The following is a 25,589-nucleotide window of genomic DNA, read 5'->3' on the forward strand; positions in this document are numbered from 1 at the left end:
GTGCGGCCCTGTGCGGCTTCCGGACGGCTCAGAGGAGGCCGTGGAGCAGGCTGCTGAGCAGGCCGTGGTGGTGGCCCCACCAGCCGTGGTGGTCGTCCCAGCGGTCCTTCTTCTTGCACTTGCAGTCGGCCGTCGCGACCGACGGCGCCTTCGGGGCGGCCTGGGCCACGCCCGAGACCGGGAGGACGACCGCCGTCGCGAGCACTGCCGCCGCGACGGACCGGCCGATGAACCTGCGCATGTGATTCTCCTGTCAGCAGGAAATAAGGACGACGCAAGACGTACCGCGCCCCGCCGCCCTCACCACCACGCTCCGCGTGAGTCCACTCCACCGGTCTATGCGGAAGGGCCGCACCCCGGTGCGTCGGGGTGCGGCCCTTCCTGCCGCTGCCGGGCTCCGCTCACTCGCGGAGCGGGCTGCTTGCTTCCGGCTGCTTACTTCCGGATCAGGCTGCGCAGCACGTACTGCATGATGCCGCCGTTGCGGTAGTAGTCGGCCTCGCCGGGGGTGTCGATGCGGACCTTGGCGTCGAACTCGACGTCGCCGGCCTTGACCTTCACGGTCTCCGGGATGCCGCCGTCGTTCAGGGCGGTGATGCCGGTGATGGAGAAGGTCTCCTCGCCGGTCAGGCCCAGGGACTGCGCGGTGGCGCCCTCGGGGAACTGCAGGGGCAGGACGCCCATGCCGATCAGGTTCGAGCGGTGGATGCGCTCGTAGGACTCGGCGATGACGGCCTTGACGCCGAGGAGCGCGGTGCCCTTGGCGGCCCAGTCGCGGGACGAGCCGGAGCCGTACTCCTTGCCGGCCAGGATGACCAGCGGGATGCCGGCGGCCTGGTAGTTCTGCGAGGCGTCGTAGATGAACGACACCGGGCCGTCGGCCTGGGTGAAGTCGCGGGTGAAGCCGCCCTCGGTGCCCGGCGCGATCTGGTTGCGCAGGCGGATGTTGGCGAACGTGCCGCGGATCATGACCTCGTGGTTACCACGGCGGGAGCCGTAGGAGTTGAAGTCGCGACGCTCGACGCCGTGCTCGGTGAGGTACTTGCCGGCCGGGGTGTCGGCCTTGATCGCACCGGCCGGGGAGATGTGGTCGGTGGTGACCGAGTCGCCCAGCTTGGCCAGTACGCGGGCGCCCGCGATGTCCTCGACCGGGGTGGTCTCCATCGTCATGCCCTCGAAGTACGGGGGCTTGCGGACGTAGGTGGACTCGCTGTCCCACTCGAAGGTGTTGCCGGTCGGGATCGGCAGCGCCTGCCACTGGGCGTCACCCGCGAAGACGTCCTGGTAGGACTTGTTGAACATGTCCTCGCCGATGGCGTTGGCCACGACGTCGTTGACCTCGGCCTCGGTGGGCCAGATGTCCTTGAGGAACACCGGGTTGCCCTCGGTGTCGTTGCCGATGGCCTCCTCGGTGATGTTCACCTTCATGGAGCCGGCGATGGCGTACGCGACGACCAGCGGCGGGGACGCCAGGTAGTTCATCTTGACATCGGGGTTGATCCGGCCCTCGAAGTTGCGGTTGCCGGAGAGCACCGAGGTGACGGCGAGGTCGGCGTCGTTGATCGCCTTCGAGATCTCCTCGTCCAGCGGACCGGAGTTGCCGATGCAGGTGGTGCAGCCGTAACCGACCAGGTTGAAGCCCAGCTTGTCCAGGTACGGGGTCAGGCCGGCCTTGTCGAAGTAGTCGGTGACGACCTTCGAGCCCGGGGCCAGGGTGGTCTTGACCCACGGCTTGCGGGTCAGGCCCTTCTCGACCGCCTTCTTGGCCACGAGCGCCGCGGCGACCATGACGTAGGGGTTCGAGGTGTTGGTGCAGGAGGTGATCGCGGCGACGGTGACGGCGCCGTGGTCGATCTCGAAGACCGAGCCGTCGGCGGCGACGACCTGGGTCGGCTTGCTCGGCGCGCCGTTGTGGCCACGGGCCGGGGCGTCGGAGGCCGGGAAGGACTCCTTGCCCGACTCCTCGTCCTCGTCGCCGACGTAGTTGCGCACGTCCTGCGCGAACTGCTGCGCGGCCTCGGCGAGGACGATGCGGTCCTGCGGGCGCTTCGGGCCGGCGATCGACGGGACGACCGTGGAGAGGTCCAGCTCCAGCTTCTCGGAGAAGTCCGGCTCGGCGGCCGGGTCCAGCCAGAGGCCCTGCTCCTTGGCGTACGCCTCGACCAGCGCGACCTGCTGCTCGCTGCGGCCGGTCAGCTTGAGGTAGTTCAGGGTCTCGTCGTCGATCGGGAAGATCGCGGCGGTGGAGCCGAACTCCGGCGACATGTTGCCGATGGTGGCGCGGTTCGCGAGGGAGGTGGCGGCGACGCCCTCACCGTAGAACTCGACGAACTTGCCGACGACGCCGTGCTTGCGCAGCATCTCGGTGATGGTGAGCACCAGGTCCGTGGCGGTGGTGCCGGGGGTGAGCTCGCCGGTCAGCTTGAAGCCGACCACGCGCGGGATCAGCATGGAGACCGGCTGGCCGAGCATCGCGGCCTCGGCCTCGATGCCGCCGACGCCCCAGCCCAGGACGCCCAGGCCGTTGACCATCGTGGTGTGCGAGTCGGTGCCGACCAGGGTGTCGGGGTACGCCTGGCCGTTACGGACCATGACCGTACGGGCCAGGTGCTCGATGTTCACCTGGTGGACGATGCCGGTGCCGGGCGGGACGACCTTGAACTCGTCGAAGGCGGTCTGGCCCCAGCGCAGGAACTGGTAGCGCTCCTTGTTGCGGCCGTACTCCAGCTCGACGTTCTGCGCGAACGCGTCGTTGGTGCCGAACTTGTCGGCGATGACGGAGTGGTCGATGACCAGCTCGGCCGGGGCCAGCGGGTTGATCTTCGCCGGGTCGCCGCCGAGCTCCTTGACGGCCTCACGCATGGTGGCGAGGTCCACGACGCAGGGCACGCCCGTGAAGTCCTGCATGATCACGCGGGCCGGCGTGAACTGGATCTCCTGGTTGGGCTGGGCCTGCGAGTCCCAGTTGCCCAGCGCCCGGATGTGGTCGGCGGTGATGTTCGCGCCGTCCTCGGTGCGGAGCAGGTTCTCCAGCAGGACCTTCAGGCTGTACGGGAGGCGCGCTGCGCCCTCCACCTTGTCCAGCCGGAAGATCTCGTACGACTCGTCGCCCACCTGCAGGGTGCTGCGGGCGTCGAAGCTGTTCGCCGACACGACAGTCTCCTTCATGCATGAATTCGCGCGTACCACCACGATCCTGCCGTCACCGGCCCCAGCCGATCAGCTAAGGTAAGACTTAGTTAGGGGAGCCTTACTAGCGCGGCAGCGGTACGTCTCTCGGCAGATATCTCGATGTCGAGATAACTCTAGTACATAGCCGCCGCCCGGTCATGCTCCGCCCTGCCCGCATGCCCGCTGTGGGGCGCTTCATCCGGAGGGATTACCCGGCGGACGGGGCCGACAGATGGAGGACTTCGTAGCGTTCGGTGGTGTTCTCGTCGGTGGGGACCGTGTCCGTCCAGAGGGTGAAGCGCAGTAGGTGCCAGTGGTGCGGGTCGACGGCGAGGGCTGCCGTGTGGACGTCGGGGCGGCGGGCCAGGTCCCGCAGGGCTTCGGTCTCGCGCTCGATGAGGCGGGAGAGGCCGAGGCCCGTGCCGTCCGGGTCGGGGTCGGGCGGGAGGGGCGTCAGGCGGCGGGAGGCGGCGCTCGGGGGCGTGTCGCGGGCGGGGCCCGGCAGGGTGGTCACGCCGGTCCAGTGCCGCACGGCCGGGCGGCCGAAGTCGCGGATGATGCCCTGGAAGCCGCCCCCGCCGAGGAGGAAGTGGCTCATCGCGCCGGTGTCCTGCCAGAGGTAAAAGGGCGCGTACTGGTTGACCGGCGAGCCGTCGGTGCCGCGCTCACGGACCAGGTACGCCTTCAGGCCCAGCCCGGCGCGGTCGTCGAGCAGGTGCCCGTAGTCGGCCACCCGCTTGCGGATGATGCCCATGTCGTAATCGGCGGGCAGGGTGATCTCGTACTGCGCTGCGTACATCAGCGGCTCCGGGGGGCGTGTGCGGTCAGCAGGGTGAGTACGCCCGTGACCGCCTGGTCGAAGGCGTCCGGCGTACCGGCGGCGCGGGCGAGGACGTAGCCGCCCTGGACGACCGCGACGACGGTCGCGGCCGTGGTGGCCGGGTCCAGCTCCGCGGCCAGCTCGCCGCGCTCCTGACCCGCCGCCAGCACCGCCGCGATCTCGCCCCGCAGCCAGTCGAACGTCTCGTCGACGGGGGCGCGCAGCACCGGGTCGGCCATCACGTCCGGGTCCTGGGTGAGCCGTCCGACCGGGCAGCCCTTGAGGACGTCGCGTTCGCGGCGCAGGTAGGCGCCGATCCGGTCGGGCGCCGTGCCGGGGCCGGCGAGCAGCCGCGCCACCTCGGCCCGCATTTCCTCGGCGGTGCGCCGGATGGCGGCCAGCGCGAGGTCGGGCTTGCCGGTGAAGTGGTGGTACATGCTGCCCTGGCCCGCGTTGGCGCGCTGCAGGATCGCCTTGGGGCTCGTGCCGACGTAGCCGCGCTCCCACAGGAGCTCGCGGGTGCTTTCGATGAGGCGGTCAGCTGTGTTCGACGATGCGCTCGTTGGGGCCATGCGAGCAGGATACATACCAGTAGGTACAGGACTGTTCCCGTAGTCGTGTCACATTCCCGCGCCCCCGTTCCGTCATGGAGGTGAAGCACGAACGAGCTGATGACACAGTGGCAAGGAGAAGGATCATGCAGGCACGGATGAAGAACCCCGCGACGATCATCCCCGAGGCCGTACCGGCCGTGCAGCAACTGCTCAAGGCGGCGAAGTCCGGCGGCGTGCCCGAGGCGACGCTGGAGCTGGTGCATCTGCGGGCGAGCCAGATCAACGGCTGCAGCTTCTGCGTCTACGGGGGCATGGTCAACGCCAAGAAGGCGGGCGAGACCGATGAGCGGCTCTTCACGGTGGCGGGCTGGCGCGAGGCGCCGTGGTTCACGGACGCCGAGCGCGCCGCGCTCGCCCTCACCGAGTCCGTGACCCGGCTCGCCGACTCCTCGGACCCGGTGCCGGACGCGGTCTGGGACGCGGCCGCCGAGCACTTCGACGAGAAGCAGCTGGCGTCGATCACCCTCATGATCGGGATCACCAACCTCTTCAACCGGATCAATGTGACGACCCGGCAGGTGGCGGGGCCGACCTGGTAACGAGGCCGCCTCCTTCCGTCGCGGGCGGCCGCAGCCCGTACGCCATCCGTACGATTCGTGTCCGCCGACCGTCGCAAAGCGGTCGGCGGACACGGAGACGATTGAACATCCATCTCATATCTGAGATACCGTTTTCCTCATGGCAGACGACTACCTCGTACGTATCGGCAAGCTCATCCGTGACGCCCGGCAACACCGGGGCTGGACACAGACGCAGCTGGCGGAGGCGCTCGGCACGAGCCAGAGCGCGGTCAACCGCATCGAACGCGGTAATCAGAACATCAGCCTTGAGATGATCGCCCGGATCGGCGAGGCGCTGGACAGTGAAATCGTCTCGCTGGGGTACGCGGGACCCATGCACCTCCGCGTCGTCGGCGGCCGCCGTCTCTCCGGCAGCATCGACGTCAAGACGAGCAAGAACGCCTGCGTGGCTCTGCTCTGCGCGACGCTGCTGAACGCCGGCCGCACCACCCTGCGCCGCGTCGCCCGCATCGAGGAGGTCTACCGCATCCTCGAAGTGCTGGGCTCGATCGGCGTCCGTACGCGCTGGATCAACGACGGGAACGACCTGGAGGTCGTCCCGCCCGCCGAGCTGGACCTCGACGCCATGGACACCGAGGCGGCCCGCCGCACCCGCAGCGTCATCATGTTCCTCGGCCCGCTGCTGCACCGCATGGACCACTTCAAGATCCCTTACGCGGGCGGCTGCGACCTCGGCACCCGCACGGTCACCCCGCACATGACCGCCCTGCGCCACTTCGGCCTGGAGGTCACCGCCACCGAGGGCACGTACCACGCGCACGTCGACCGGGCCGTGGCGCCCAAGCGCGCGATCGTACTGACCGAGCGCGGCGACACCGTGACGGAGAACGCGCTGCTCGCCGCCGCCCGGCACGACGGCGTCACGGTCATCCGCAACGCCTCCTCCAACTACATGGTCCAGGACCTCTGCTTCTTCCTGGAGCAGCTGGGCGTACGGGTCGAGGGCATCGGCACCACCACCCTCACCGTGCACGGCGTCGCGCACATCGAGCGGGACGTGGACTACGCGCCGTCGGAGGACCCGGTCGAGGCGATGAGCCTGCTGGCCGCCGCGGTCGTCACCGAGTCGGAGCTGACGATCCGCCGGGTACCCGTCGAATTCCTGGAGATCGAGCTCGCGGTCCTGGAGGAGATGGGCCTCGACCACACCCGCAGCGCGGAGTACACCGCCGACAACGGCCGTACCCGGCTGCTCGACCTCACGGTCCGCCCCTCCAAGCTGAGCGCCCCGCTCGACAAGATCCACCCGATGCCGTTCCCCGGCCTGAACATCGACAACGTGCCGTTCTTCGCGGCCATCGCGGCCAGCGCCCAGGGCCAGACCCTGATCCACGACTGGGTCTACGACAACCGCGCGATCTACCTGACGGACCTCAACCGCCTCGGCGCGCAGGTCAAGCTGCTCGACCCGCACCGCGTCCTGGTCGACGGCCCGACCCGCTGGCGCTCGGCGGAAATGATGTGCCCGCCGGCCCTGCGCCCCGCCGTCGTCGTCCTCCTGGCGATGATGGCCGCCGAGGGCACGTCCGTGCTCCGCAACGTCTACGTCATCAACCGCGGTTACGAGGACCTCGCCGAGCGCCTCAACTCCCTGGGCGCCCAGATCGAGATCTTCCGGGACATCTGAGGACTCAAGCGCCGGGATCGTGGTGGGCCCCGTCCTGCATCCCGCCGAACCGTACGAAGCCGGTGAAGCGCGGCGAGAACGCGGGCGCCGACGGCAGCTGAAGGCGGCGTGGATGAAGGCGGCGTGGATGAAGACTTCTTCATCTCCGGCTCATCGTGACGGCGGGGTACCGCCGTCAGGCTCGGGGCCATGGCCTTCTCGCAACGCATGGCGGTGCTCGCCGCGGTCGTGGCGATACCGCTGGGTATCGCCGCGACCAGCTACGTCCTCACCGACAGCCCGGAAACCCCCAAGGCGCCCCCGAAGGTCGAGCTGGACAGCGGTTCCCCGTCGGCCGGCCCGACCCGGCCCGGGCCGACGCCCAGCGACGAGCCCAGTGACGAGGTGGTCTCGCGGCCTCCGGTGAGCGACGATGCCTCCGATGACGGCCCCGGCGACTCCTCCGACGACGATGACGACCGCGGCGCCGGAGACCGTGACGACGGCTGATCCGGCGCCGCGCCGGCGCATATCCGCCCGGGTCCGCATCCTGCTCTGGCTCCTGGTGGTGATGGCCGTGGCGCTCACCGCCGTGGCCGCCACCACCCGCTCGATCCTGCTGCGCGACGTGGATCACCGGATCACGCGGCTGCTCGCGCAGGAGGCCAGTGAGTTCGCCAACTTCGAGGAACAGGGCTTCGACCCGGAGACCGGCCGCAGATTCACCGAGCCCGACCGGCTGCTCCGGGTCTTCCTGGAGCGGCAGTACGCCGATGCGGACGAGGAACTGATCGGGCTGGTACGGCGGAAGGGCCGCGACCCCGCGAAGCTCGTACAGCCGCGGGAGATCCCCACCGAGCGTCCCCTGCGCGAGGATGCCGCGGCGCGCCGGGCGATCTTCGCCTCGCACGAGTCGACCGGCACCCTGCGGCGTCCGGCGGGCGAGATCCGCTGGGCCAAGGTGGATGTCGCCCGGCACGGCGACGATCCGCACGGTGGCGGTGCGCGCGAGGCCGGTCCCGAGGCCGCCTTTGTCGTCGCCTTCCATCCGGAGCGCGAACGGGACAAGGCGGACGAGGTGTTCCGTATCCTGCTCGCCATCTCGGGGGTGGCCCTGCTGATGACGACGGGCATCGGCTGGGCCGTCGCGGGCCGGATACTCAAGCCCGTACGTGTCGTGCGGACCGCCGCCGCGCAGCTCACCGAGCAGGACCTGACCCAGCGAATCCCCGTGCAGGGGCGGGACGACATCGCCGCCCTGGCCGACACGTTCAACGGCATGCTGGACCGCCTGGAGCGCGCCTTCGCCGCGCAGCGCGACTTCGTCGACGACGCGGGCCACGAACTGCGCACCCCCATCACGATCGTGCGCGGCCACCTGGAGCTGATGGGCGACGATCCGGCCGAGCGCGAGGAGACCGTACGCCTGGTCACCGACGAGCTGGACCGGATGAGCCGCATCGTCGAGGACCTGCTGCTGCTCGCCAAGGCCGAGCGGCCCGACTTCGTCACCCCGGAGCCGGTGCAGCTCGCCGAGCTCACCGCCGATGTCTTCGTCAAGGCCCGCACGCTGGGCGAGCGCCGGTGGGAGCTGGGCGAGGTCGCCGACCGCGAGATCCAGGTGGACCCGCAGCGCATCACCCAGGCCATGGTGCAGCTCGCGCAGAACGCCGTGCAGCACACCACGCACGGACAGACGATCCGCATCGGCTCGCGCGCCACCGGCCGCCGCATCGAGCTGTACGTCGCCGACTCCGGACCCGGCGTACAGCCGCAGGACGCCCAGGTGATCTTCGAGCGGTTCCGGCGCGGCACGGCCCGCCGCGGAACGCGCACCACCGGGGCCGGACTCGGCCTGTCGATCGTCCGTGCCATCGCCGAGGGCCACCGGGGCCGGGTCCGGCTGCACGACACCGAGGGCGGCGGCGCCACTTTCGTACTGGAAATGGAAGAGAACCAGGAGGACGGGTGAAGCGGATTCTCATCGTCGAGGACGAAGAGCGGATCGCCTCGTTCATCGAGAAGGGCCTGCGCGCCAACGGCTTCACCACGACGGTCGTCGGCGACGGGGACGGCGCGTTCGACTACGCGCTGACCGGCGGCTTCGACCTGATGGTGCTCGACATCGGGCTGCCGGGCCGGGACGGCTTCACCGTGCTGCGGCAGGTGCGCGAGGAGCGGATCACCCTGCCGGTCATCGTGCTCACCGCGCGCGACTCCGTACGCGACACGGTGGCGGGCCTGGAGGGCGGCGCGGACGACTGGATGACCAAGCCGTTCCGCTTCGAGGAGCTGCTCGCGCGGGTGCGGCTGCGGCTGCGCACGGCGGCGCGGGCGCCCGAGGTGACGGTGCTGCGCAGCGGCGGGCTGTCGCTGGACCTGCGGACCCGCAGGGCGCGTTCCGGCGAGCGCCTGGTGGACCTGACCGCCCGGGAATTCGTCCTGCTGGAGCTGTTCCTGCGCCACCCCGGGCAGGTCCTCTCGCGCGAGCAGATCCTCTCCCACGTCTGGGGGTACGACTTCGACCCCGGCTCCAACATCGTGGACGTGTACGTCCGGGCGCTGCGCAAGAAGCTGGGCGCCGAGCGGGTGGAGACGGTACGCGGGATGGGGTACCGGCTGTCCGCCTGAAGGTCCCTTCCGGCCGCGTGAAGTTCCCTTCATGTACGGCTCATCGATGACTCACGGCGTCGCCCGACGCTGAGGGGGTGAGCCTGAATCTCCGCCAAGCCGCGACGCTGTGCGTGGTCCTGAGTCTCTGTGCCCTGCTCGTCGTGCCCGGGAACTTCCCCGGGCTCGGCGGTGACGCCCGGCTGACCCTCGCCGTCTTCGCGCTGGCGACCTGCGCGTGGATCGGCACGCCGATCGACGACACGTACATCGCCCTGGGCGCGGGGCTCGCCCTCACGGTCACGGGGGTGATCAGCAGCGAGACGCTCTTCGGCACCCTCGGGGACTCCACCGTGTGGCTGCTGATCTGCGCATTCGTGCTCGCCGCCGCGGTTGCCCGGACGGGGCTCGCGGGGCGGGCCGCGGCGTTCCTGGTCAGCGGGGCGCGCTCCGTACGGCAGTTGACGCATCTGACGACCGCGGCCCTGGTGGTCACGGCCTTCGCGGTGCCGGCCACCTCGGGCCGCGCGGCGCTCGCGCTGCCGGTGTTCCTGGCGCTCGCCAAGGTACTCGCCGACCGGAAGCGACTGGTCGTGATGCTCGCGCTGCTCTTTCCGACCGTCATTCTGCTGTCCGCGGTGGCCACCCTGATCGGCGCCGGTGCGCACCTGATCACCGTGTCGGTGCTGTGGGAGGCGACCGGCGAGCGCATCGACTTCACCCGGTGGCTGCTGCTCGGCCTGCCGCTCGCCGTCGCCTCGTCCCATCTGGCGGCGGAGGCCGTGCTGTTGACGACGACCCGGCGGGCCGACCGCCGCGGTCCCGTACGGATTACGGCCGAGCAGATCCAGGAGCACAGCGAGCAGCCCGTCACGGGTCCGCTCAGTACCGAGGAGACGCGCTGTGCGCTGCTGCTCGGGACGGTGGTCGCACTGTGGTGCAGCGAGCCGCTGCACCGGGTGCCGCCCGCGGTGGTGGCGCTGATCGGCGCGGTCGTCGCGGCGTCCCCGGCGCTCGGCACGGTACGCCTGAAGGACGCGCTGAAGACGGTGCCCTGGGCGCTGCTGCTGTTCATGGCCGCGACGATGGCGATGGGCGTCGCGCTCGCCGACTCCGGGGCGGCCCGCTGGCTGGTCTCCGGGCTGCCCGTCACCGTACCGCCGGCCCTCTTCCTGGCCGTCGTGATCGTCCTCAGTACGGCCGCCCATCTGGTCCTGCAGTCCCGCTCGGCGCGCTCCTCGGTACTGGTGCCGCTCGTCGTGGCGGCCGCCGTCGGTGCCGGGGTCAACCCGGTCGCGGCGGCCCTCGCGTCGACCGCGGCGGCCGGGTTCTGCCACACCCTGCCCGCCTCCGCGAAGCCGGTCGCGCTGTTCGCCGAGATACCCGGGACGCCCACGTACGCGCCGCGCGACCTGCTGCGGCTGTCCGCCGTACTGGCTCCGCTGACCGCCGCGCTGGTCCTGCTGTTCGCGCTCGCGGTGTGGCCGCTGCTGGGCGTACCGCTTCTCGATCCGTGAACCGATCCACGAGCCGACGAGCCATGCGCCGACGAGCCGGGCGCCGGGCGCCCACTTCAACCCTAAGGAACCCACATGCTGACCCGATTCGCCGTCGCCCCCAGCGGTTTCAAGGAGTCGCTCTCCGCCCGGGCCGCGGCCGAGGCCATCGCCGCCGGGGTGCGCCGGGTGGTCCCCGGGGCCGAGGTCGATCTGATTCCGCTGGTGGACGGCGGTGAGGGCACGGCCGCCGCACTGGCCACCGCGGCCGGCGGACGCCTGGTCGCGCTGCCCGCCACGGGCCCGGTCGGCGAGCCCGTCGGCACCCACTTCGCGCTGCTCGACTCCGGTACGGCCGTCGTCGAGATGGCCGCCGTCGCCGGGCTCTCCCTGGTGCCGCACACCCGGCGCGACCCGGGTGCCACCACCACGTACGGCGTGGGCGAGCTGCTCCGCGCCGCCCTCGACACGGGCGTCCGCCGCATCCTGATCGGCTGCGGCGACTCGGGGACGTCCGACGGCGGCGCCGGCGCGCTCCAGGCCCTCGGCGCCCGGCTGCTCACCGCGAAGGGATACGAACTGCCGCCCGGCGGCCGCGAGCTGGGCCGCCTGGACCGCATCGACGCGACGCAGCTGGACCCCCGCCTCAAGGACGTCGAACTGCTCGTCGCCTGCAACCCGTACAACGTCCTGTGCGGCGAGCGCGGCGTGGCCCGGGTCTTCGGCCCCCAGAAGGGCGCGACCCCGCGCCAGGTGGAGGAGCTCTCGACCGCCCTGGAGCGCTGGGCTTACGTCTTGGAGCGCGATCTGCCCACCGGCACCGACCTCCGGCTCGGCCCCGGCACCGGCGCCTCCGGCGGCCTGGGCGCGGGACTCGCGGCCCTCGGCGCCCGGCTGCTCCCCCGCTTCGACGTGCTCCTGGACCATCTCGACCTGGACGCCCGGCTGGCCCGCGCCGATCTGGTGGTCACCGCCGAGGGCGCGCTCGACCACCAGACGCCGCGCGGCAAGGTACCGGCCGAAGTGGCCCGGCGCGCCAAACGGTACGGGCGCCCCGTCCTCGTGCTCGCCGGCACCATCGGCGAGGGCGCACGCCAGGTCGAAGCCGTGGGTGTGGACGCGTACAGCTCGATCCTGCCGGCGCCCGTGTCGTTGCACGAAGCACTCGGCAGGGGCGCGGAGTTCCTCACGGACGCAACGGAGCGGGCCCTCCGCATGGTGCTGCTCGGCACCCGGCTGGCCGCGTGACGCATACGACGTGACTCGCACAAAAAGAACCCCGGTCTCCCTGAGGAAGACCGGGGTTCGTCGCGAGCGCTGGGCAGGGGTTGCACCTGCATCTCCCCGCAGGAAGCGGGGCGTCTTGCTTGGACCACCAACGCGTGGCTCCGCGCCGGTTTCCCGGCGGCGTGCTCAAGATCAACTCTACCGTACGGCCGGGATCTCTGCCACCAGCTCCCGGCGTACGAAGTCGACCAGCAGCTCCCGCATGACGGAGACCGTCATGCGCGGGGCGCCGGTGAGGACCTGAATGGCGGCGCCGTCGGTGAGGGCGGTCAGCCGGAGGGCGACGCCCTCCAGGTCGAGGTCGGAGCGGAAGACGCCCTGGCGCTGGCCGCGCAGCACGATGCGGATCACGGTGTCCTGCCAGCGGGCGTAGAACTCGTTGTGCGCGGCGCGGAATTCGGGGCGCACGACCGCCTCGGCCCAGTACTGCAGCCAGATCGACCACTCGTCGCGCACCCTGCCGAGCCGCGGCAGCTGCATGTCGATGAGTTTCAGCAGCCGTTCGTGCGCGTTGTCGATGGCGCGCAGCTCCTCGCTCTGCCGGACGAACGCCTGCTCCACGCAGTACTTGAGCGCCTCGGCCAGCACATCGCTCTTGCCGGGGAAGTAGTAGTGCACGGTGCCGGTGCTGGTGCCGCAGACGCGGGCGATGTCGGCGATCCGTACGGAGTGGATGCCGCGCTCGGCGATGAGCTGCCAGGTGGCTTCGAGTATCGCCTGCCGGCGGTCGTCATCGGTACGTGGCGCAGCGGTCATCCCGTCCTCCGGGTACGGCAACAGTTGGCCAAAGCTTACTGACGCGTCAGTCAAAGACAAACCCCGCCCTCGGCCGCACCCGGCAACTCCCGTGCAATTACCGCTGCGTACCTCTTGACGACCTCCCTTGTGATGAGGCTGACTGACGCATCAGTCAGACGAGTTCCTCTCAACGAGGAGGCCCCTGTGGGGAGCGCATCACCCCCGTACGCCGCCGCGTCCGTCCTGCGGCCCGGCGTGCACGAAGGCAAGGTCGCACTGATCACCGGCGGCGGTACCGGCATCGGCCGGGCCACCGCGCTGGACCTCGCCGCGGGCGGGGCGGATGTGGTGGTCTGCGGGCGACGGGCCGAGCCGCTGGCCGCGGTCCGCAAAGAGATCGAGCAGGCGGGCGGCAACTGCCTGGACGCGGTCGCCGACATCCGCGACGAGGAGCAGGTCACGGCGGTCGTCGACCGGGCGCTGGACGCCTACGGACGGATCGACGTACTGGTCAACAATGCGGGCGGGCAGTTCACCGCGCCCGCCGAGGACATCAGCGCGAACGGCTGGCGGGCCGTGCACCGGCTCGCCGTGGACGCCGCCTGGAACGTCACCCGCGAAGTCGCGCGGAAGGCGATGATCCCGCAGCGGTCGGGGGCCGTCTTCTTCCTCGCGTTCTCGCCGCGCCGCGGCATCCCCGGCATGGTCCACGCCACCGCGGCCCGCGCCGCCGTGGAGAACCTGGCGGCCGGGCTGAGCCTGGAGTGGAGCCGGTACGGCATCCGCAGCGTGTGCGTCGCGCCCGGCACCATCGCCACCGGCGGGCTCGAAGAGACCTACAGCGCGGCGGACCGGGCGCGCTGGGCGCAGGCCGTGCCGCTGGGCCGGCTCGGCCGCGCCGAGGACGTCTCAGGGCTGATCTCCTTCCTCGCCTCGCCCGGAGGCGCGTACATCACCGGCACCACCGTCGTCGTCGACGGCGGCGCCGACGCCTGGGGCACCGGGCACCCCGTCCCCGCACAGTCCCCGCCGCGCTCCGAGGAGGCCAACCCATGACGGTGCTCACCACTGAAGCGCAGGCGCGCGATCTGACCGCCCTGTTCGCACCCCGCGCCGTCGCCGTCGTCGGCGCCAGCAACGACCAGGCCAAGTACGGCAACTGGCTCTCCGTCCAGGCGCTGCGGATGCAGGGGCGGCGCGCGGTGTACCTGGTCAGCCGACGCGGCGAACCGGTGCTCGGCGAGCCGACGTACCGGACCCTGGCCGAACTCCCCGAGCCGGTCGACCTCGTCGTCATCGCCGTGCCGGCCGCCGGTTTCGAGCAGGCCGTGGAGGACGCGCTCGCGGCCGGGGCCAGGGCGATCGTCGGGATCACAGCGGGCTTCGGCGAGCTGGGCGCGGAGGGGCGGGCCCGGGAGGCCGCCCTCGCGGAACGGGTGCGCGCGGCCGGTGCCGTACTGCTCGGCCCCAACTGCCTCGGCGTACTGGACAGCACCACCGGCCTCTACCTGGCCTCCAACCCGCTGCCCGCCGGGACCGTCGGGCTGATCTCGCAGAGCGGCAACGTGGCACTCGAACTGAGCCGCTTCCTCACCGACCGGGGCCTCGGCTTCTCCCGCTTCGCCTCGCTCGGCAACCAGGCCGACCTGGGCGCCGCCGACCTGATCCGCTCGTACACCGGAGACCCCGGTACCGAGCTGATCGCGCTGTACTGCGAGGACTTCGGGGACGGGCGCGCCTTCGTGGCCGCCGCCGCGGACGCGGTTGCGGCAGGCAAGCCGGTCGTGCTGCTCACCGTGGGCGGCAGCGCCGCCTCCGTACGCGGCGCCAAGTCCCACACCGGCGCGCTGACCACCGACAGCAGTGTCATCGACGCGGCCTGCCGGGCGGCCGGTATCGACCGGGTGACCAGCCCCCGGCAGATGGCCGATCTGCTCACCGCGCTGCACCGCTTCGGGCACGCGCGGGTCGACCGGGTGGCCGTACTGTCCGACGGCGGCGGGCACGCGGCCGTCGCCTGCGACCTGACCGAGGCACAGGGGCTGTCCGTACCGGAGTTCGGGCCGGAGCTGGCCGCCGCGCTGCGGGCCTCGCTGCCGCCCTCCGCGGGCGTCGGCAATCCGGTCGACATCGCGGGCGCGGGGGAACAGGACATCGCGTCCTTCGCGCGCACCCTGCGGCTGCTGCTCGCCGCCCCGGACACTGACGCGGTGCTGCTGACCGGGTACTTCGGCGGGTACGCCCAGTACGGCGAGCGGCTGGCCGGGGCGGAGCTGGCGACCGCCCGGGAGATGGGCGAGCTGGTCCGCGACCACGGAAAGCCGGTCGCCGTGCACACGATGTGCCCCGACGGCGCCGCCGTCGAGGAGCTGCGCCGCCAGGGTGTGCCGGTCTTCGCGGCCGTCGAGGACGCCGCGCAGTGTCTGGGGATGCTGGCCCGGCGTACGGGACCGGGACCGGGTGAGCGGCCGGGCCGCCCGGTCGCGCCCGACAGCCGGCCGGTCACCGACGACGGCTACTGGACCGCGCGCGAGCTGGTCCGCGCCGCGGGCGTGGCCTTCCCCGCGGCGCGGCAGGTCACGACGCCGGACGATGCGGCCGAGGCCGCACGGGAGATCGGCGGCGGCCCGTACGTCGTCAAGGCGCTCGGTCTGCTGCACAAGTCCGACGCGGGCGGCGTCGCCCTCGGGCTCGCGGACCCCGGGGCCGTACGGGCCGCGGCGCAGGACATGGCGGACCGGCTGGCCCCGCCCGGCTTCTGCGTCGAGGCCATGGCGGACCTGAGCCGGGGCGTGGAGATCATCGTCGGCGTGCGGCGCGACGCCCGGTTCGGCCCGGTCGCCATGGTCGGGCTCGGCGGCATCACCACCGAGGTGCTGCGCGATGTGACCTTCGCGCTGGCCCCGCTCGTACCGGCGCAGGCCAAGGAGCTGCTGCAGCGGCTGGGCGCCGCCCGGCTGCTGCACGGCGTGCGCGGCCGGCCCGCCGTCGACCTCGACGCGCTCGCCGAGGCGGTCGCCGCGATCGCCACCCTCGCCGCCGAGCACCCGGAGATCGCCGAGCTGGAGGTCAATCCGCTGCTCGCGACGCCGGACGGCTGCCTCGGCCTGGACGCCCGCATCGTCCTCGCCGACTGATCCCTGCTCTCTTTTCCACTTCTTAGGAGACACCGTGCAGTTCGCTTACACCCCGCGCCTGGCCGAGCTGAAGGAACGTGCCGCCGGACTCGCCGCGAAGATCATGCCGTACGAGGAGGAGTGCGAGGCCAACAACGGGCTGCCTCCCGAGGCGCTGGCCGCCATTCGCGACGAGGTGCTGGCCAGCGGTCTGCAGGCCATCAACATGCCCGCCGAGTGGGGCGGCGCCGGGCTGACCGTGCTGGAGCAGGTCGTCGTCCAGGACGAGCTGGGCAAGCTGACCGGCGCGCTCTGGGACACGGTCTGGCGCCCCGCCAACTGCCTGCGCGCCGCCACCCCCGAGCAGCGCGAACGCTATCTGCTGCCCGGCATCCAGGGCCGCTGCCGGGACGCGGTGGCGATCACCGAGGCGGACGCGGGCTCGGACCCGTCCGGTATCAGGACGACGGCCACGCCGGACGGCGACGGATACGTGATCAACGGCGAGAAGTGGTTCGTGACGGTCGGCGACGCGGCCGACTTCCTGATCGTGCTGGCCAACGTCGAACCGTCGGGCGCCCCCACGCTCTTCCTCATCGACAAGGACACCCCCGGCGTCTCGGTCAAGCGCACCCCGCGCTACACCCACACCTTCGTCTACGAGCACCCCGAGTTCCTCTTCGAGGACGTACGGGTGGGCGCCGACGCCGTGCTCGGCGATGTCGGGCAGGGGTACGAGCTGACCCGCGACTGGTTCACCGAGGAGCGGCTGATGATCGGCGCGCGCACGATCGGCGCGGCCGAGCGGGCGCTGCGGCTCGCCACCGACTGGGCCAGGGAGCGCGTCCAGGGCGGCGAGCCGCTGATCAACCGTCAGCTCATCCAGGGCATGCTGGCCGACTCGGTCGTGGACATCACCACCAACCGGGCCTTCACCCACCAGGTGGCCTGGGAGTTCACCGAGGGCGGCGACCGCAAGCTGCTGCACGCGCGGGCCGCGACGGTGAAGCTCGCCGCGTCCGAGGCGTCGGGCCGGGTGGTCGACCGCTGCCAGCAGATCTTCGGCGGCCGCGGCTACATGCGGGACCAGCCCGTCGAGCGGCTCTGGCGCGAGCTGCGCGTGGACCGCATCTGGGAGGGCACCTCGGAGATCCAGCGGCTGGTGATCGCGAACGAGATCACCAAGCGCGGGCTCGGCGGGCTGCTGTCCTTCGCACCGGCGACGGAGGACTGAGGTGCCCGCCGAGGCCCGTACCGCGCCGGCCGGCGAGGTGGAGACGGTACGGGACGGGGACGTCGCCGTACTCACGCTCCGGCGCGAGGCCAAGCTCAACGCCCTCTCCACGTACCTGGAAACGCGGCTCCTCGAAGCGCTGCGCTCCCCCGCAGTGCGTGACAGCCGGGCCGTGGTGGTCACGGGCGGGGCGCGGGTGTTCTCGGCCGGGGCCGACACCGGCGAGCTGCGGGAGATGACGCCCGAGGCGATCGCCGCGTACTACCGCTCCTCGGGCGCGGTGTACGAGGCGCTGGCCGCGCTGCCGCAGCCGACCGTCGCCGCGGTCGCGGGCCACTGCGTCGGCGGCGGCTTCGAGCTGGCGCTCGCGGCGGACTTCCGGGTCGCCGACGAGAGCGCCGGGTTCGCGCTGCCGGAGGTCGGGATCGGCATCCTGCCCAGCTCCGGCGGGGTGACCCGGCTGGTACGGGCGATCGGCCCGGCCCGCACCCGTGACCTGGTGCTGCGCGGCCGGCGGATGGCCGCGGACGAGGCGTACGCGTGGGGACTGGTCACCGAAGTCGTCCCGCGCGGCGCGCACATGAAGAGAGCGCGTGAACTGGCCGCCGAGCTGGCCGGGCAGCCGCCGCTGGCGGTCGCGCTCACCAAGCAGGTGATCGGCGCCGCCGCCGAGGCGCCCCGCGAGACGGGCCTGCTGCTGGAACAGCTCGCGTACGCGGCGCTGAACCGCACCAACGAGAGATGAAAGCCCCGGGGGCGGGCCGCGGAGAGGGACCCGCGGCCCGCCCCCTTCCGTCCCCTCCGAAGGAGTCGCATTGTGACAGCCAGTCAGGTCATCGAGACCCGGTCCATCGACTACGTGCCGCTGGCCGAGCGGCACGGCAAGGTGTGGCACCTCTTCCCCGTGTGGTTCGCGGGCGACGCGCACCTCGCCACGATCGCGACCGGCGCCATCGGCGTCGCGCTGGGCGGCAACCTCATATGGACCGCGATCGCCGTGGTGCTCGGCGGCGCGTTCGGCACGTTCTTCATGGCCTTCCACTCCACCCAGGGCCCGCAGCTCGGGCTGCCGCAAATGGTGCAGTCCCGCCCGCAGTTCGGGTACGTGGGCGCGCTGCTGGTGTGGGTGGTGGCCCTGACGACGTACATCGGATACACGGCGTTCAACCAGATCCTGATCGCGCAGACGATGCACCACCTGGCCGGCACCCCGGCCGCGGCGAGCTACATCGGGTACGCGGCGCTCGCCATCGTCCTCGCGATCGTCGGCTACGACGTCATCCACCGCGCCTCCCGCTGGCTCACGTACCTGGTGATCGCGGTGCTGGCGGTCTTCTCGGTGGGTGTCGTGATGGTCGATCCCTTCTCGCCCGCGCAGCTGGACCTGGGGGGCTTCGTCCTCGCGCCGTTCATGGTGCAGTTCTTCACCGCGGCCGTGTACCAGATGTCCTGGTCGATCTATGTCTCGGACTACTCGCGGTATCTGCCGCCGACGGTCGGCGTGCGGTCGTCCTTCTGGTGGACGTACCTGGGCGCGTGGATCGGCGGCGCGTGGATGATGCTGATCGGCACGGTCGCCGCTGGGCTGTTCCCGAAGGCCGAGCTGGTCGACTCGGTGATCTCGGCGGGTGACGAGCTGTTCCCCGGCTTCGGTGTGACGCTGCTGCTGGTCTCCGTCGTGCCGCTGATCTCCATCGGCACGCTCAACTTCTACGGCGGCAGCCTGACCCTGCTCTCCAGCATGGACTCGGTACGGAAGATCCGGCCGACGCTCGCCAAGCGGATCGGGGCGCTGCTGGTACTCGGCGTGCTCTCCACCGTGATCGCGTTCGGCTCCGACAAGTCGTTCCTGACCGACTTCGAGCACTTCCTGACCGTACTGGGCTACCTCTTCACCCCCTGGACGGCGATCAACCTGGTCGACTTCTACGTGGTGCGGCGCGGCCACTACTCGATCCGGGAGATCTTCAACCCGCGTGGGATGTACGGGCGGTGGAGCGGGCGCGGGCTGCTCGCGTACGGGATCGGCTTCCTGTCGATGCTGCCGTTCGCGGAGCTCGGGCACCTCAGAGGGCCGGGCGCCGACTGGGTGGGCGGCGCCGACATCACCATGCTGATCGGCCTGCCGGTCTCCGCCGGGGTGTACCTGCTGGCCTGCCGCTCGCTGGACCTGACGGCCGAGCGCGCCGCGGTGGCGGCGGCGGACGCGGGGCTGGAGGACGGCGGGGCCGGTGGCGAGTCCAGTGGTGGGGTGTCCGACGGCGGGGCGCCCGTCAGCGGTACAGCTCCCGCGCGATGATCGTGCGCTGCACCTCCGTCGCGCCCTCGTAGATGCGCGGCGCGCGCACCTCCCGGTAGAGGTGTTCCAGCAGGTGGCCGCGGCGCAGGGCGCGGGCGCCGTGGATCTGTACGGCGGCGTCGACGGCCTCCTGGGCGGTCTCGGTGGCGAGCAGCTTGGCCATGGCGGCGCGCTTGGCGATGCCGGGCGCGCCCGCGTCGTAGGCCGCGGCGGCCGCGTACACCAGCAGCCGGGCCGCCTCGATACGGGTGGCGAGGTCGGCGAGGCGGTGCGAGACGGACTGCAGGTCCTTCAGCGGCCCGCCGAACGCCTCGCGGGTGGCGGCGTGTTCCAGCGCCGCGTCCAGCGCCGCCTGGGCCATGCCGACGGCGAAGGCGCCGACGCTGGGCCGGAAGAGGTCCAGGGTGCGCATCGCGACCCCGAAGCCGCTCCCCGGCTCACCGAGGACGTCGGCGCGGGTGACCGGGACGCCGTCGAAGACGAGGGTGCCGATGGGGTGCGGGCTGAGCATGTCCAGGTGCTCGCCGCCGAGTCCGGGCCGGTCGGCGGGGACGAGGAAGGCGGTGACGCCGCGGGCGCCGGGGGCCTCGCCGGTGCGCGCGAAGACGGTGGCGAAGTCGGCCTCGGGCGCGTTGGAGATCCAGCACTTCTCGCCGGTGAGCCGCCAGCCGTCGCCGCTCGTCCCCTCCGGCTCGGCGGCCAGGGTGAGCGCCGCGGCGTCCGATCCGGCACCCGGCTCGCTCAGCGCGAAGGCGGCGACCGCACGCCCGGCGGTGACCTCCGGCAGCCAGCGGGTCCGCTGCTCCTCGGTACCGGACTGCAGCACGGGGTAGGCGCCGAGCCCCTGGAGCGCGAGCGCGGTCTCCGCCTCCGTGCACTCCTGGGCCAGCGACTCCCGCAGCAGGCACAGGTCCAGGGCGCGGACGGTGCCGCCCTCGGGGAACAGCCGGCGCAGCAGCCCCAGTTCGCCGAGCGCGGCCACCAGGGGGCGGTTGATCCGCCCGGGTTCACTCTTCTCGGCGAGCGGGCGAAGGTGTGCGGCGGCCAGGGCGCGCAGCTCGGCGCACCAGGCCACGTCCTCGGGATCGAGCGCGAATGCGGTCACGAAACGGCTCCCTCAATGCGGTCAGCTCTATCGCGGTCTGTTGACTGCCGTCACGAACACGTTACGCTGGCGAACCGTCCGTACGGCAGTCCCCGGCGGCCCTCGGACACCACTGGCTGAGCGTCACGAGGGGGCGCATGTGTCATGGACCTACAGCCATCGGCCCACGCCGACACCTTCTCCCGAGACCATCTCCCACCACCCCAGCAGTGGCCCCACCTCGACGACCTGGGCTATCCCGACCGGCTCAACTGCGGTACGGAACTGCTGGACGGCTCGCTGAACCGGTTCGGCGCGGAGCGCCCCGCCCTGCGCGACGGCGGCGGGACGGTCTGGACGTACGGCGAGCTGCGCGAGCGCGTCAACCGCATCGCGCACGTACTGAGCGACGACCTCGGCGTGCGGCCCGGCACGCGGGTACTGCTGCGCGGGCCGAACTCCCCCGCGCTCGCCGCCTGCTGGCTGGCGGTGATGAAGGCGGGCGCGGTGGCGGTGACCGTACCGGCCGCGCAGCGCGCCCATGAGCTGGCCACCCTCTGCGGCCTCGCGCGTATCCGGCATGCGGTATGCGATGTACGGTCGCTGGACGATCTGGCCAAGGCCGCGATCCCCGGTCTGACGGTCACCGCGTACGGCGGCGATACCCCGGACGACCTGCTGCGCCGGGCCGCCGGCAAGCCCGCCGAGTACGCGGCGGTGGACACCTCGGCCGACGATGTCGCGCTGATCGCGTTCACCTCCGGCACCACCGGGCGACCCAAGGGCTGTATGCACTTCCACCGGGACGTGCTCGCCATCGCCGACACCTTCTCGGCCCAGGTGCTGCGGCCCGTGCCGGACGATGTCTTCGCGGGCAGCCCGCCGCTGGGCTTCACCTTCGGCCTCGGCGGGCTGGTGATCTTCCCGCTGCGGGCCGGGGCCAGCGCGCTGCTCACCGAAGGGAGCGGCCCGCGCGGGCTGCTGCGGGACATCGCGGCCCACCGCGTCTCCGTCCTGTTCACCGCGCCCACCGCCTACCGCGCGATGCTGCCCGAACTGGCCGAGTACGACATCTCGTCGCTGCGCCGCTGCGTCTCGGCGGGCGAGAACCTCCCGGCGGCCACCTGGCACGCCTGGCGGGAGGCGACCGGCCTGCGGCTCATCAACGGCATCGGCGCCACGGAGCTGCTGCACATCTTCGTCTCGGCCGCCGACGAGGCCGCCCGTCCCGGATTCACCGGAGTGCCGGTGGCGGGGTACGAGGCGCGGGTGGTGGACGCGGCGGGCCGGCCGGTGCCGGACGGCGAGCCGGGGCTGCTGGCCGTGCGCGGCCCGACCGGCTGCCGCTACCTCGCCGACCCGCGCCAGCTGGAGTACGTACGGGACGGCTGGAATCTCACCGGCGACACCTATGTGCGCGAGCCGGACGGCTACTTCCGCTATGTCGCACGCGCCGACGACATGATCATCTCGGCCGGGTACAACATCGCCGGGCCCGAGGTCGAGGAGGCGCTGCTGCGGCACCCGGCGGTGACCGAGGCGGCCGTGGTGGGCCGCTCCGACACGGAACGCGGACAGGTCGTGGTCGCCCACGTGGTGCTCGGCCCGGACCTCCCCCGTTCGAAGGAAACCGTCGCCGCGCTGCGGGAGTTCACCAAGGCCGAGATCGCGCCGTACAAGTGCCCGCGCGAGATCGTCTTCCACGACGCGCTTCCCCGGACGCCGACCGGCAAACTCCAGCGCTTCCGGCTGCGGGAGCCGCAGCACGGTGCCCCTTTAGAGTGACGGCGTGAGTGACCCGCAGCCGCAGCGCACCCCACGGTCCCTGATCGTCACCTTCTACGGCGCGTACGGACGCGACGTGAAGGGGGAACCGCTGGGGCCGGTGCCGGTGGCCGCGCTGATCACGCTGCTGGGCGTGGTGGGCGTGGACCCGCCGTCGGTGCGCTCGGCGGTCTCCCGGCTCAAGCGCCGCGAGCTGCTGGTGCCCGCGCGCACGCCCGCGGGCGCCGCCGGGTACGGGCTGTCGGAGGACGCGCGCGAGCTGCTTGCCGACGGCGACCGGCGGATCTACGGGCGGCCCGCCGCCCGCGCGAGCGACGGCTGGGTGCTGGCGGTGTTCTCGGTACCTGAAGAGGAGCGGCACAAGCGGCACCTGCTGCGCTCCCGGCTGGCCCGGCTCGGCTTCGGTACCGCGGCTCCGGGCGTATGGATCGCGCCGGGCCATCTCTACGAGGAGACCCGGCACGTGCTGCGGCGCCTCCACCTCGATTCGTACGTCGATCTCTTCACCGGCGCGCACGCCGGGTTCGCGCCGACGGTGGAGGCGGTGGCGCGCTGGTGGGACCTGCCCGCGATCGCCGGGCGGCACCGCGCGTTCCTCGACGCGCACGAGCCGGTGCTGCGGCGCTGGTCGCACCGCCGCGGAACGGTGCCGGAGACGGCGTACCACGACTATCTGCTGGCGCTGGACGCCTGGCGGCGCCTGCCGTACGCCGATCCCGGCCTGCCCGCCGCGCTGTTGCCGGACGACTGGCCCGGCGGCCGCGCGGCGGCGGTCTTCGGTCGGCTGCACCGCCGACTGCACGCGGCGGGTGCGGAGTTCGCGCACGGCGTGCTGGCCGAGCGGGGCGCGCTGGGCCCTCGGTGAGGGCGCGTGGGGTCCCTGGTGAGGGACGGGCCTCCGCGCCTCCGCATGGGGGGTCCGGCGTGCGTACGGGCGGGAGACGGCCGTCAGGGTGGCGGCGCGTTCGCGCGCGGGGCACGTCGTGCGGAGCGGGCGTCGTACGGAGTGGGCGTCGAGCGGGCGTCGTCCGGGGCGGACACGGGGATGCGGCCCCGGTGTGACGGCGGCGGAGCGCCTCAGCGCATCCGGTGGTACCCGGCGGCCATCTCGACCGGGCGGGGGCGGGAGGCGGCCACCGCGGCGACCACGTCACGGAAGGAGCTGCACATCCGGGTGCCGGCCACCGCGGCCAGCTCCCCGAAGCGGCCCACGCCGTAGGTGACGGCGATCGGGGCCATGTGGGCGGTGACGGCCATGCGCATGTCGCCGACGGTGTCACCGACGTACGCGCTCTCGCGGGGCGAGACGCCGAGCTGCGAGACGGCGCGCAGCGCCATCTCCGGGTGCGGCTTGCCGCGCCGCACCATGTCGTGGCAGATGACCGGGCCGACCAGGTCGCGGATGCCCATCACGTCCAGCAGCGCCTCGGCGCTGCGCGCGACCTTGGAGGTGGCCACGGCCAGTTCTATGCCGTGCGCGCGCAGCGCCGACAGGCCGGAGGAGACGCCGGGGAACAGCAGGCGCGGGCCCTCGCGGAGCACTTCGTGGGCGAAGAGTTCGCGGTAGCGACCCATCGCGGTGAGCACCGCCTCGTCCGTCTCCGGGCGGCCGAGCAGCTGCCCGAAGGCGGCCGGGGCCGGCTTGCCGACCGCGGCCGCGGCCTGGCGGGGCGTCACCCGGCGCCCCTGCTCCGCGACCACCTTGGAGAGCAGCCGGCCAATGGCGGGCAGCGTGTCGGCGAGGGTGCCGTCCAGGTCGAATACGACAGCCCGGATCGGGACCGCACCGCCACCCCGCGGCGCCCCCCCGATGCCTTCGCCGACGTCCGCTGAATCGCGCATTGCTCGATACCTTTCCGATGCGTTGACGGGCCGGGCGGAGTCCAGGACTCCCACCGGCGATGAGGAACTGAAACCGATGCATGTGTGAAGAGTGAAGCGGTTCCGTCGGCGCGCAACGCCGCGGGGGCCTGGCGGGGAAGCGCTACAACGGCTTTCATAGAGGCAACGCGTTTCGTTGCTCACCTTTGCAGATTTAAAAACCGCCTGCGCTGTTTGTCAATGCGCTGAGCCACACCTCACACACAACGCGTACACGACTGCAACGCATGTGACACCCGGGACGAACCGTCACCCGACCGTCACAGCGCGACGATCACGGGGGTAGCACTTCAGCCACCTCGGCTTTGCGAGATCGACCGGTTAACGCGCCCGACGTCGTCGAGCCGTACCATATTGAAACCGCATGGTTGGTTTTTCTCGCTACCCTTGCGCCGCATCGAACCACGGCAACCAAGAACCATGTGAGCCATCGAGCCATGGCGACGAGAGACAGGACGGACACAGTGCCCACGCAGCACCGCGCGATCCAGAGCCGCCAGGCGCTCATCCGCTCGGCCGCCCAGAGCTTCATCGACAAGGGCGTCTCCGCCTCCGGCATGGTCGACATCAGCCGGCGCGCGAGACTGAGCAAAGGCGCGCTCTACTTCCACTTCGAGTCCAAGGAAGAGCTGACCCTCGCCGTACGGGACGAGGCGCTCGGCGCGCTGCGCGAGCTGGAGGAGCAGCTGCTGCGCGCCCCCGACCCGGTGCTCAGCGCGTCCCGCGATTTCGCCGCCGCCCTGCTGGACCGGGTGGACCGGGACGTCGTCGTCCGCGCCGGGCTGCAGATCCGCCCGGAGAGCGACCCCGCGCCCAGCGGCGCCCTGCTGCACCGGCGGTGGTGCACGCTGTTTCTGGAGAAGGCCGCCGCCGACCGCTCGGCGGGCCGGCTGCCCCCGGACACCGACCCGCAGCGGCTCGCCCGGGCGCTGACCACGATGGTGGTCGGGCTGCTGGAGCTCGGCCACGCGGACCGTACGTGGTGGAGCCGGGAAGCCGTCACGGACATGTGGCGGCAACTGCTGCCCGCACCCCGGGCGGTGCCTGCCGGCACCGGCGGGGGGCGCTCGCTGCGGACCGGGCCGCCCGGCGGGCCGCGCGCCGCCGTCCCCCAGCCCGCCCTGCGTGGCGCCGCGGGGCGCGACCCGGCCGCCTTCGCGCCGCGCCGCACGCCGCCGCGCTGACCCTCGTAAGCCCCCTGGTACACCCGCCCCTGCGGTGATTGCACGGGTGCGGCAGTCACCGCTGGTCCGGTGACCGCCGCGCC

22 protein-coding genes are annotated in these 25,589 nt (G+C 72.0%); 15 read left to right on the top strand and 7 right to left on the bottom strand.

The genetic code is table 11. The features are described from left to right. Positions 1-28 precede the first annotated feature (28 nt). From AB0I82_RS31295 to AB0I82_RS31310, 4 genes are all read right to left on the bottom strand, one after another. Entirely contained in the window at positions 29-241 is a 213-nt protein-coding gene (locus tag AB0I82_RS31295) for a hypothetical protein (protein ID WP_363260802.1), read from the bottom strand. Positions 242-435: 194 nt separating this feature from the next. Then, on the bottom strand, positions 436-3,153 hold the full coding sequence (acnA, locus tag AB0I82_RS31300) for an aconitate hydratase AcnA (protein ID WP_363260803.1): 2,718 nt from the start codon (positions 3,151-3,153) through the stop codon (positions 436-438). Positions 3,154-3,379: 226 nt separating this feature from the next. Next, positions 3,380-3,970, bottom strand: coding sequence for a DUF4865 family protein (locus tag AB0I82_RS31305; protein WP_363260804.1), 591 nt, complete (start codon positions 3,968-3,970; stop codon positions 3,380-3,382). Then, the gene (locus tag AB0I82_RS31310; RefSeq protein WP_363260805.1) at positions 3,970-4,563 is read right to left on the bottom strand and encodes a TetR/AcrR family transcriptional regulator; all 594 of its coding nucleotides are present in this window, start codon (positions 4,561-4,563) and stop codon (positions 3,970-3,972) included. The genes AB0I82_RS31305 and AB0I82_RS31310 overlap by 1 nt, the downstream gene beginning before the upstream one ends. Positions 4,564-4,688: 125 nt before the next feature. On the opposite strand from AB0I82_RS31310, the gene AB0I82_RS31315 reads away from it, so the two are divergent. The 7 genes from AB0I82_RS31315 to AB0I82_RS31345 all read left to right on the top strand — a co-directional run bounded on the left by AB0I82_RS31315 (position 4,689) and on the right by AB0I82_RS31345 (position 12,146). Beyond that, positions 4,689-5,144, top strand: coding sequence for a carboxymuconolactone decarboxylase family protein (locus tag AB0I82_RS31315; protein ID WP_363260806.1), 456 nt, complete (start codon positions 4,689-4,691; stop codon positions 5,142-5,144). Between the two features lie 139 nt (positions 5,145-5,283). Then, positions 5,284-6,813, top strand: a complete 1,530-nt coding sequence (locus tag AB0I82_RS31320) for a UDP-N-acetylglucosamine 1-carboxyvinyltransferase (protein ID WP_363260807.1) — start codon at positions 5,284-5,286, stop codon at positions 6,811-6,813. A 189-nt stretch (positions 6,814-7,002) separates the two neighbouring features. Then, a complete protein-coding gene (locus tag AB0I82_RS31325) occupies positions 7,003-7,302 on the top strand; it encodes a small secreted hydrophilic protein (RefSeq protein WP_363260808.1) in 300 nt (99 codons plus the stop codon). Next, complete coding sequence (locus AB0I82_RS31330; protein WP_363260989.1) at positions 7,265-8,764, top strand: HAMP domain-containing sensor histidine kinase; 1,500 nt, start codon at positions 7,265-7,267, stop codon at positions 8,762-8,764. The genes AB0I82_RS31325 and AB0I82_RS31330 overlap by 38 nt, the downstream gene beginning before the upstream one ends. Then, positions 8,761-9,423 (top strand): response regulator transcription factor, encoded by a 663-nt coding sequence (locus AB0I82_RS31335; protein ID WP_363260809.1) that lies wholly within the window; start codon positions 8,761-8,763, stop codon positions 9,421-9,423. Before AB0I82_RS31330 ends, AB0I82_RS31335 begins: the two co-directional genes overlap by 4 nt. Before the next feature lie 77 nt (positions 9,424-9,500). Then, positions 9,501-10,919, top strand: a complete 1,419-nt coding sequence (locus AB0I82_RS31340; RefSeq protein ID WP_363260810.1) for an SLC13 family permease — start codon at positions 9,501-9,503, stop codon at positions 10,917-10,919. Between the two features lie 75 nt (positions 10,920-10,994). Further along, positions 10,995-12,146 (top strand): glycerate kinase, encoded by a 1,152-nt coding sequence (locus AB0I82_RS31345; RefSeq protein ID WP_363260811.1) that lies wholly within the window; start codon positions 10,995-10,997, stop codon positions 12,144-12,146. Positions 12,147-12,323: 177 nt separating this feature from the next. On the opposite strand, the gene AB0I82_RS31350 is transcribed toward AB0I82_RS31345, so the two are convergent. Further along, positions 12,324-12,941, bottom strand: coding sequence for a TetR/AcrR family transcriptional regulator (locus tag AB0I82_RS31350; RefSeq protein ID WP_363260812.1), 618 nt, complete (start codon positions 12,939-12,941; stop codon positions 12,324-12,326). A 186-nt stretch (positions 12,942-13,127) separates the two neighbouring features. Between AB0I82_RS31350 and AB0I82_RS31355 the strand changes: the two genes are divergently transcribed. The 5 genes from AB0I82_RS31355 (at position 13,128) to AB0I82_RS31375 (ending at position 19,572) form a co-directional block, all read left to right on the top strand. Continuing rightward, positions 13,128-13,979: an SDR family oxidoreductase gene (locus AB0I82_RS31355; RefSeq protein WP_363260813.1), complete on the top strand. Its 852-nt coding sequence runs from the start codon at positions 13,128-13,130 to the stop codon at positions 13,977-13,979. Then, positions 13,976-16,060: an acetate--CoA ligase family protein gene (locus AB0I82_RS31360; protein WP_363260814.1), complete on the top strand. Its 2,085-nt coding sequence runs from the start codon at positions 13,976-13,978 to the stop codon at positions 16,058-16,060. Before AB0I82_RS31355 ends, AB0I82_RS31360 begins: the two co-directional genes overlap by 4 nt. A 34-nt stretch (positions 16,061-16,094) precedes the next feature. After that, a complete protein-coding gene (locus tag AB0I82_RS31365) occupies positions 16,095-17,273 on the top strand; it encodes an acyl-CoA dehydrogenase (RefSeq protein WP_363260815.1) in 1,179 nt (392 codons plus the stop codon). A gap of 1 nt (position 17,274) precedes the next feature. Then, a complete protein-coding gene (locus AB0I82_RS31370; protein WP_363260816.1) occupies positions 17,275-18,018 on the top strand; it encodes an enoyl-CoA hydratase/isomerase family protein in 744 nt (247 codons plus the stop codon). Between the two features lie 72 nt (positions 18,019-18,090). Further along, on the top strand, positions 18,091-19,572 hold the full coding sequence (locus AB0I82_RS31375) for a cytosine permease (protein WP_363260817.1): 1,482 nt from the start codon (positions 18,091-18,093) through the stop codon (positions 19,570-19,572). Here AB0I82_RS31375 and AB0I82_RS31380 read toward each other — a convergent pair. Next, a complete protein-coding gene (locus AB0I82_RS31380; protein WP_363260818.1) occupies positions 19,547-20,677 on the bottom strand; it encodes an acyl-CoA dehydrogenase family protein in 1,131 nt (376 codons plus the stop codon). The two genes, AB0I82_RS31375 and AB0I82_RS31380, sit on opposite strands and share 26 nt — an antisense overlap. Positions 20,678-20,821: 144 nt before the next feature. On the opposite strand from AB0I82_RS31380, the gene AB0I82_RS31385 reads away from it, so the two are divergent. Then, positions 20,822-22,441, top strand: a complete 1,620-nt coding sequence (locus AB0I82_RS31385; protein WP_363260819.1) for an AMP-binding protein — start codon at positions 20,822-20,824, stop codon at positions 22,439-22,441. Between the two features lie 4 nt (positions 22,442-22,445). Beyond that, a complete protein-coding gene (locus tag AB0I82_RS31390; protein WP_363260820.1) occupies positions 22,446-23,306 on the top strand; it encodes a PaaX family transcriptional regulator C-terminal domain-containing protein in 861 nt (286 codons plus the stop codon). Between the two features lie 212 nt (positions 23,307-23,518). Here AB0I82_RS31390 and AB0I82_RS31395 read toward each other — a convergent pair whose 3' ends face one another. Next, a complete protein-coding gene (locus AB0I82_RS31395; RefSeq protein ID WP_363260821.1) occupies positions 23,519-24,283 on the bottom strand; it encodes an HAD family hydrolase in 765 nt (254 codons plus the stop codon). 503 nt (positions 24,284-24,786) lie between these two features. Between AB0I82_RS31395 and AB0I82_RS31400 the strand changes: the two genes are divergently transcribed. Then, on the top strand, positions 24,787-25,506 hold the full coding sequence (locus AB0I82_RS31400; protein WP_363260822.1) for a TetR family transcriptional regulator: 720 nt from the start codon (positions 24,787-24,789) through the stop codon (positions 25,504-25,506). Positions 25,507-25,589 lie beyond the last annotated feature (83 nt).

It is taken from the genome of Streptomyces sp. NPDC050315, assembly GCF_040655775.1.
In the GTDB taxonomy this organism is placed as follows: Bacteria; Actinomycetota; Actinomycetes; order Streptomycetales; family Streptomycetaceae; genus Streptomyces.

Excerpts from the sequence above, each read along its gene's own strand:
- AB0I82_RS31315 (WP_363260806.1), top strand. The coding sequence starts at position 4,689 with ATGCAGGCACGGATGAAGAACCCCGCGACGATCATCCCCGAGGCCGTA.
- AB0I82_RS31350 (WP_363260812.1), bottom strand. The coding sequence starts at position 12,941 with ATGACCGCTGCGCCACGTACCGATGACGACCGCCGGCAGGCGATACTC.
- AB0I82_RS31310 (WP_363260805.1), bottom strand. The coding sequence starts at position 4,563 with ATGGCCCCAACGAGCGCATCGTCGAACACAGCTGACCGCCTCATCGAA.
- AB0I82_RS31395 (WP_363260821.1), bottom strand. The coding sequence starts at position 24,283 with ATGCGCGATTCAGCGGACGTCGGCGAAGGCATCGGGGGGGCGCCGCGG.
- AB0I82_RS31305 (WP_363260804.1), bottom strand. The coding sequence starts at position 3,970 with ATGTACGCAGCGCAGTACGAGATCACCCTGCCCGCCGATTACGACATG.
- AB0I82_RS31325 (WP_363260808.1), top strand. The coding sequence starts at position 7,003 with ATGGCCTTCTCGCAACGCATGGCGGTGCTCGCCGCGGTCGTGGCGATA.
- AB0I82_RS31330 (WP_363260989.1), top strand. The coding sequence starts at position 7,265 with ATGACGACCGCGGCGCCGGAGACCGTGACGACGGCTGATCCGGCGCCG.
- AB0I82_RS31320 (WP_363260807.1), top strand. The coding sequence starts at position 5,284 with ATGGCAGACGACTACCTCGTACGTATCGGCAAGCTCATCCGTGACGCC.
- AB0I82_RS31360 (WP_363260814.1), top strand. The coding sequence starts at position 13,976 with ATGACGGTGCTCACCACTGAAGCGCAGGCGCGCGATCTGACCGCCCTG.
- AB0I82_RS31345 (WP_363260811.1), top strand. The coding sequence starts at position 10,995 with ATGCTGACCCGATTCGCCGTCGCCCCCAGCGGTTTCAAGGAGTCGCTC.
- AB0I82_RS31295 (WP_363260802.1), bottom strand. The coding sequence starts at position 241 with ATGCGCAGGTTCATCGGCCGGTCCGTCGCGGCGGCAGTGCTCGCGACG.
- AB0I82_RS31385 (WP_363260819.1), top strand. The coding sequence starts at position 20,822 with ATGGACCTACAGCCATCGGCCCACGCCGACACCTTCTCCCGAGACCAT.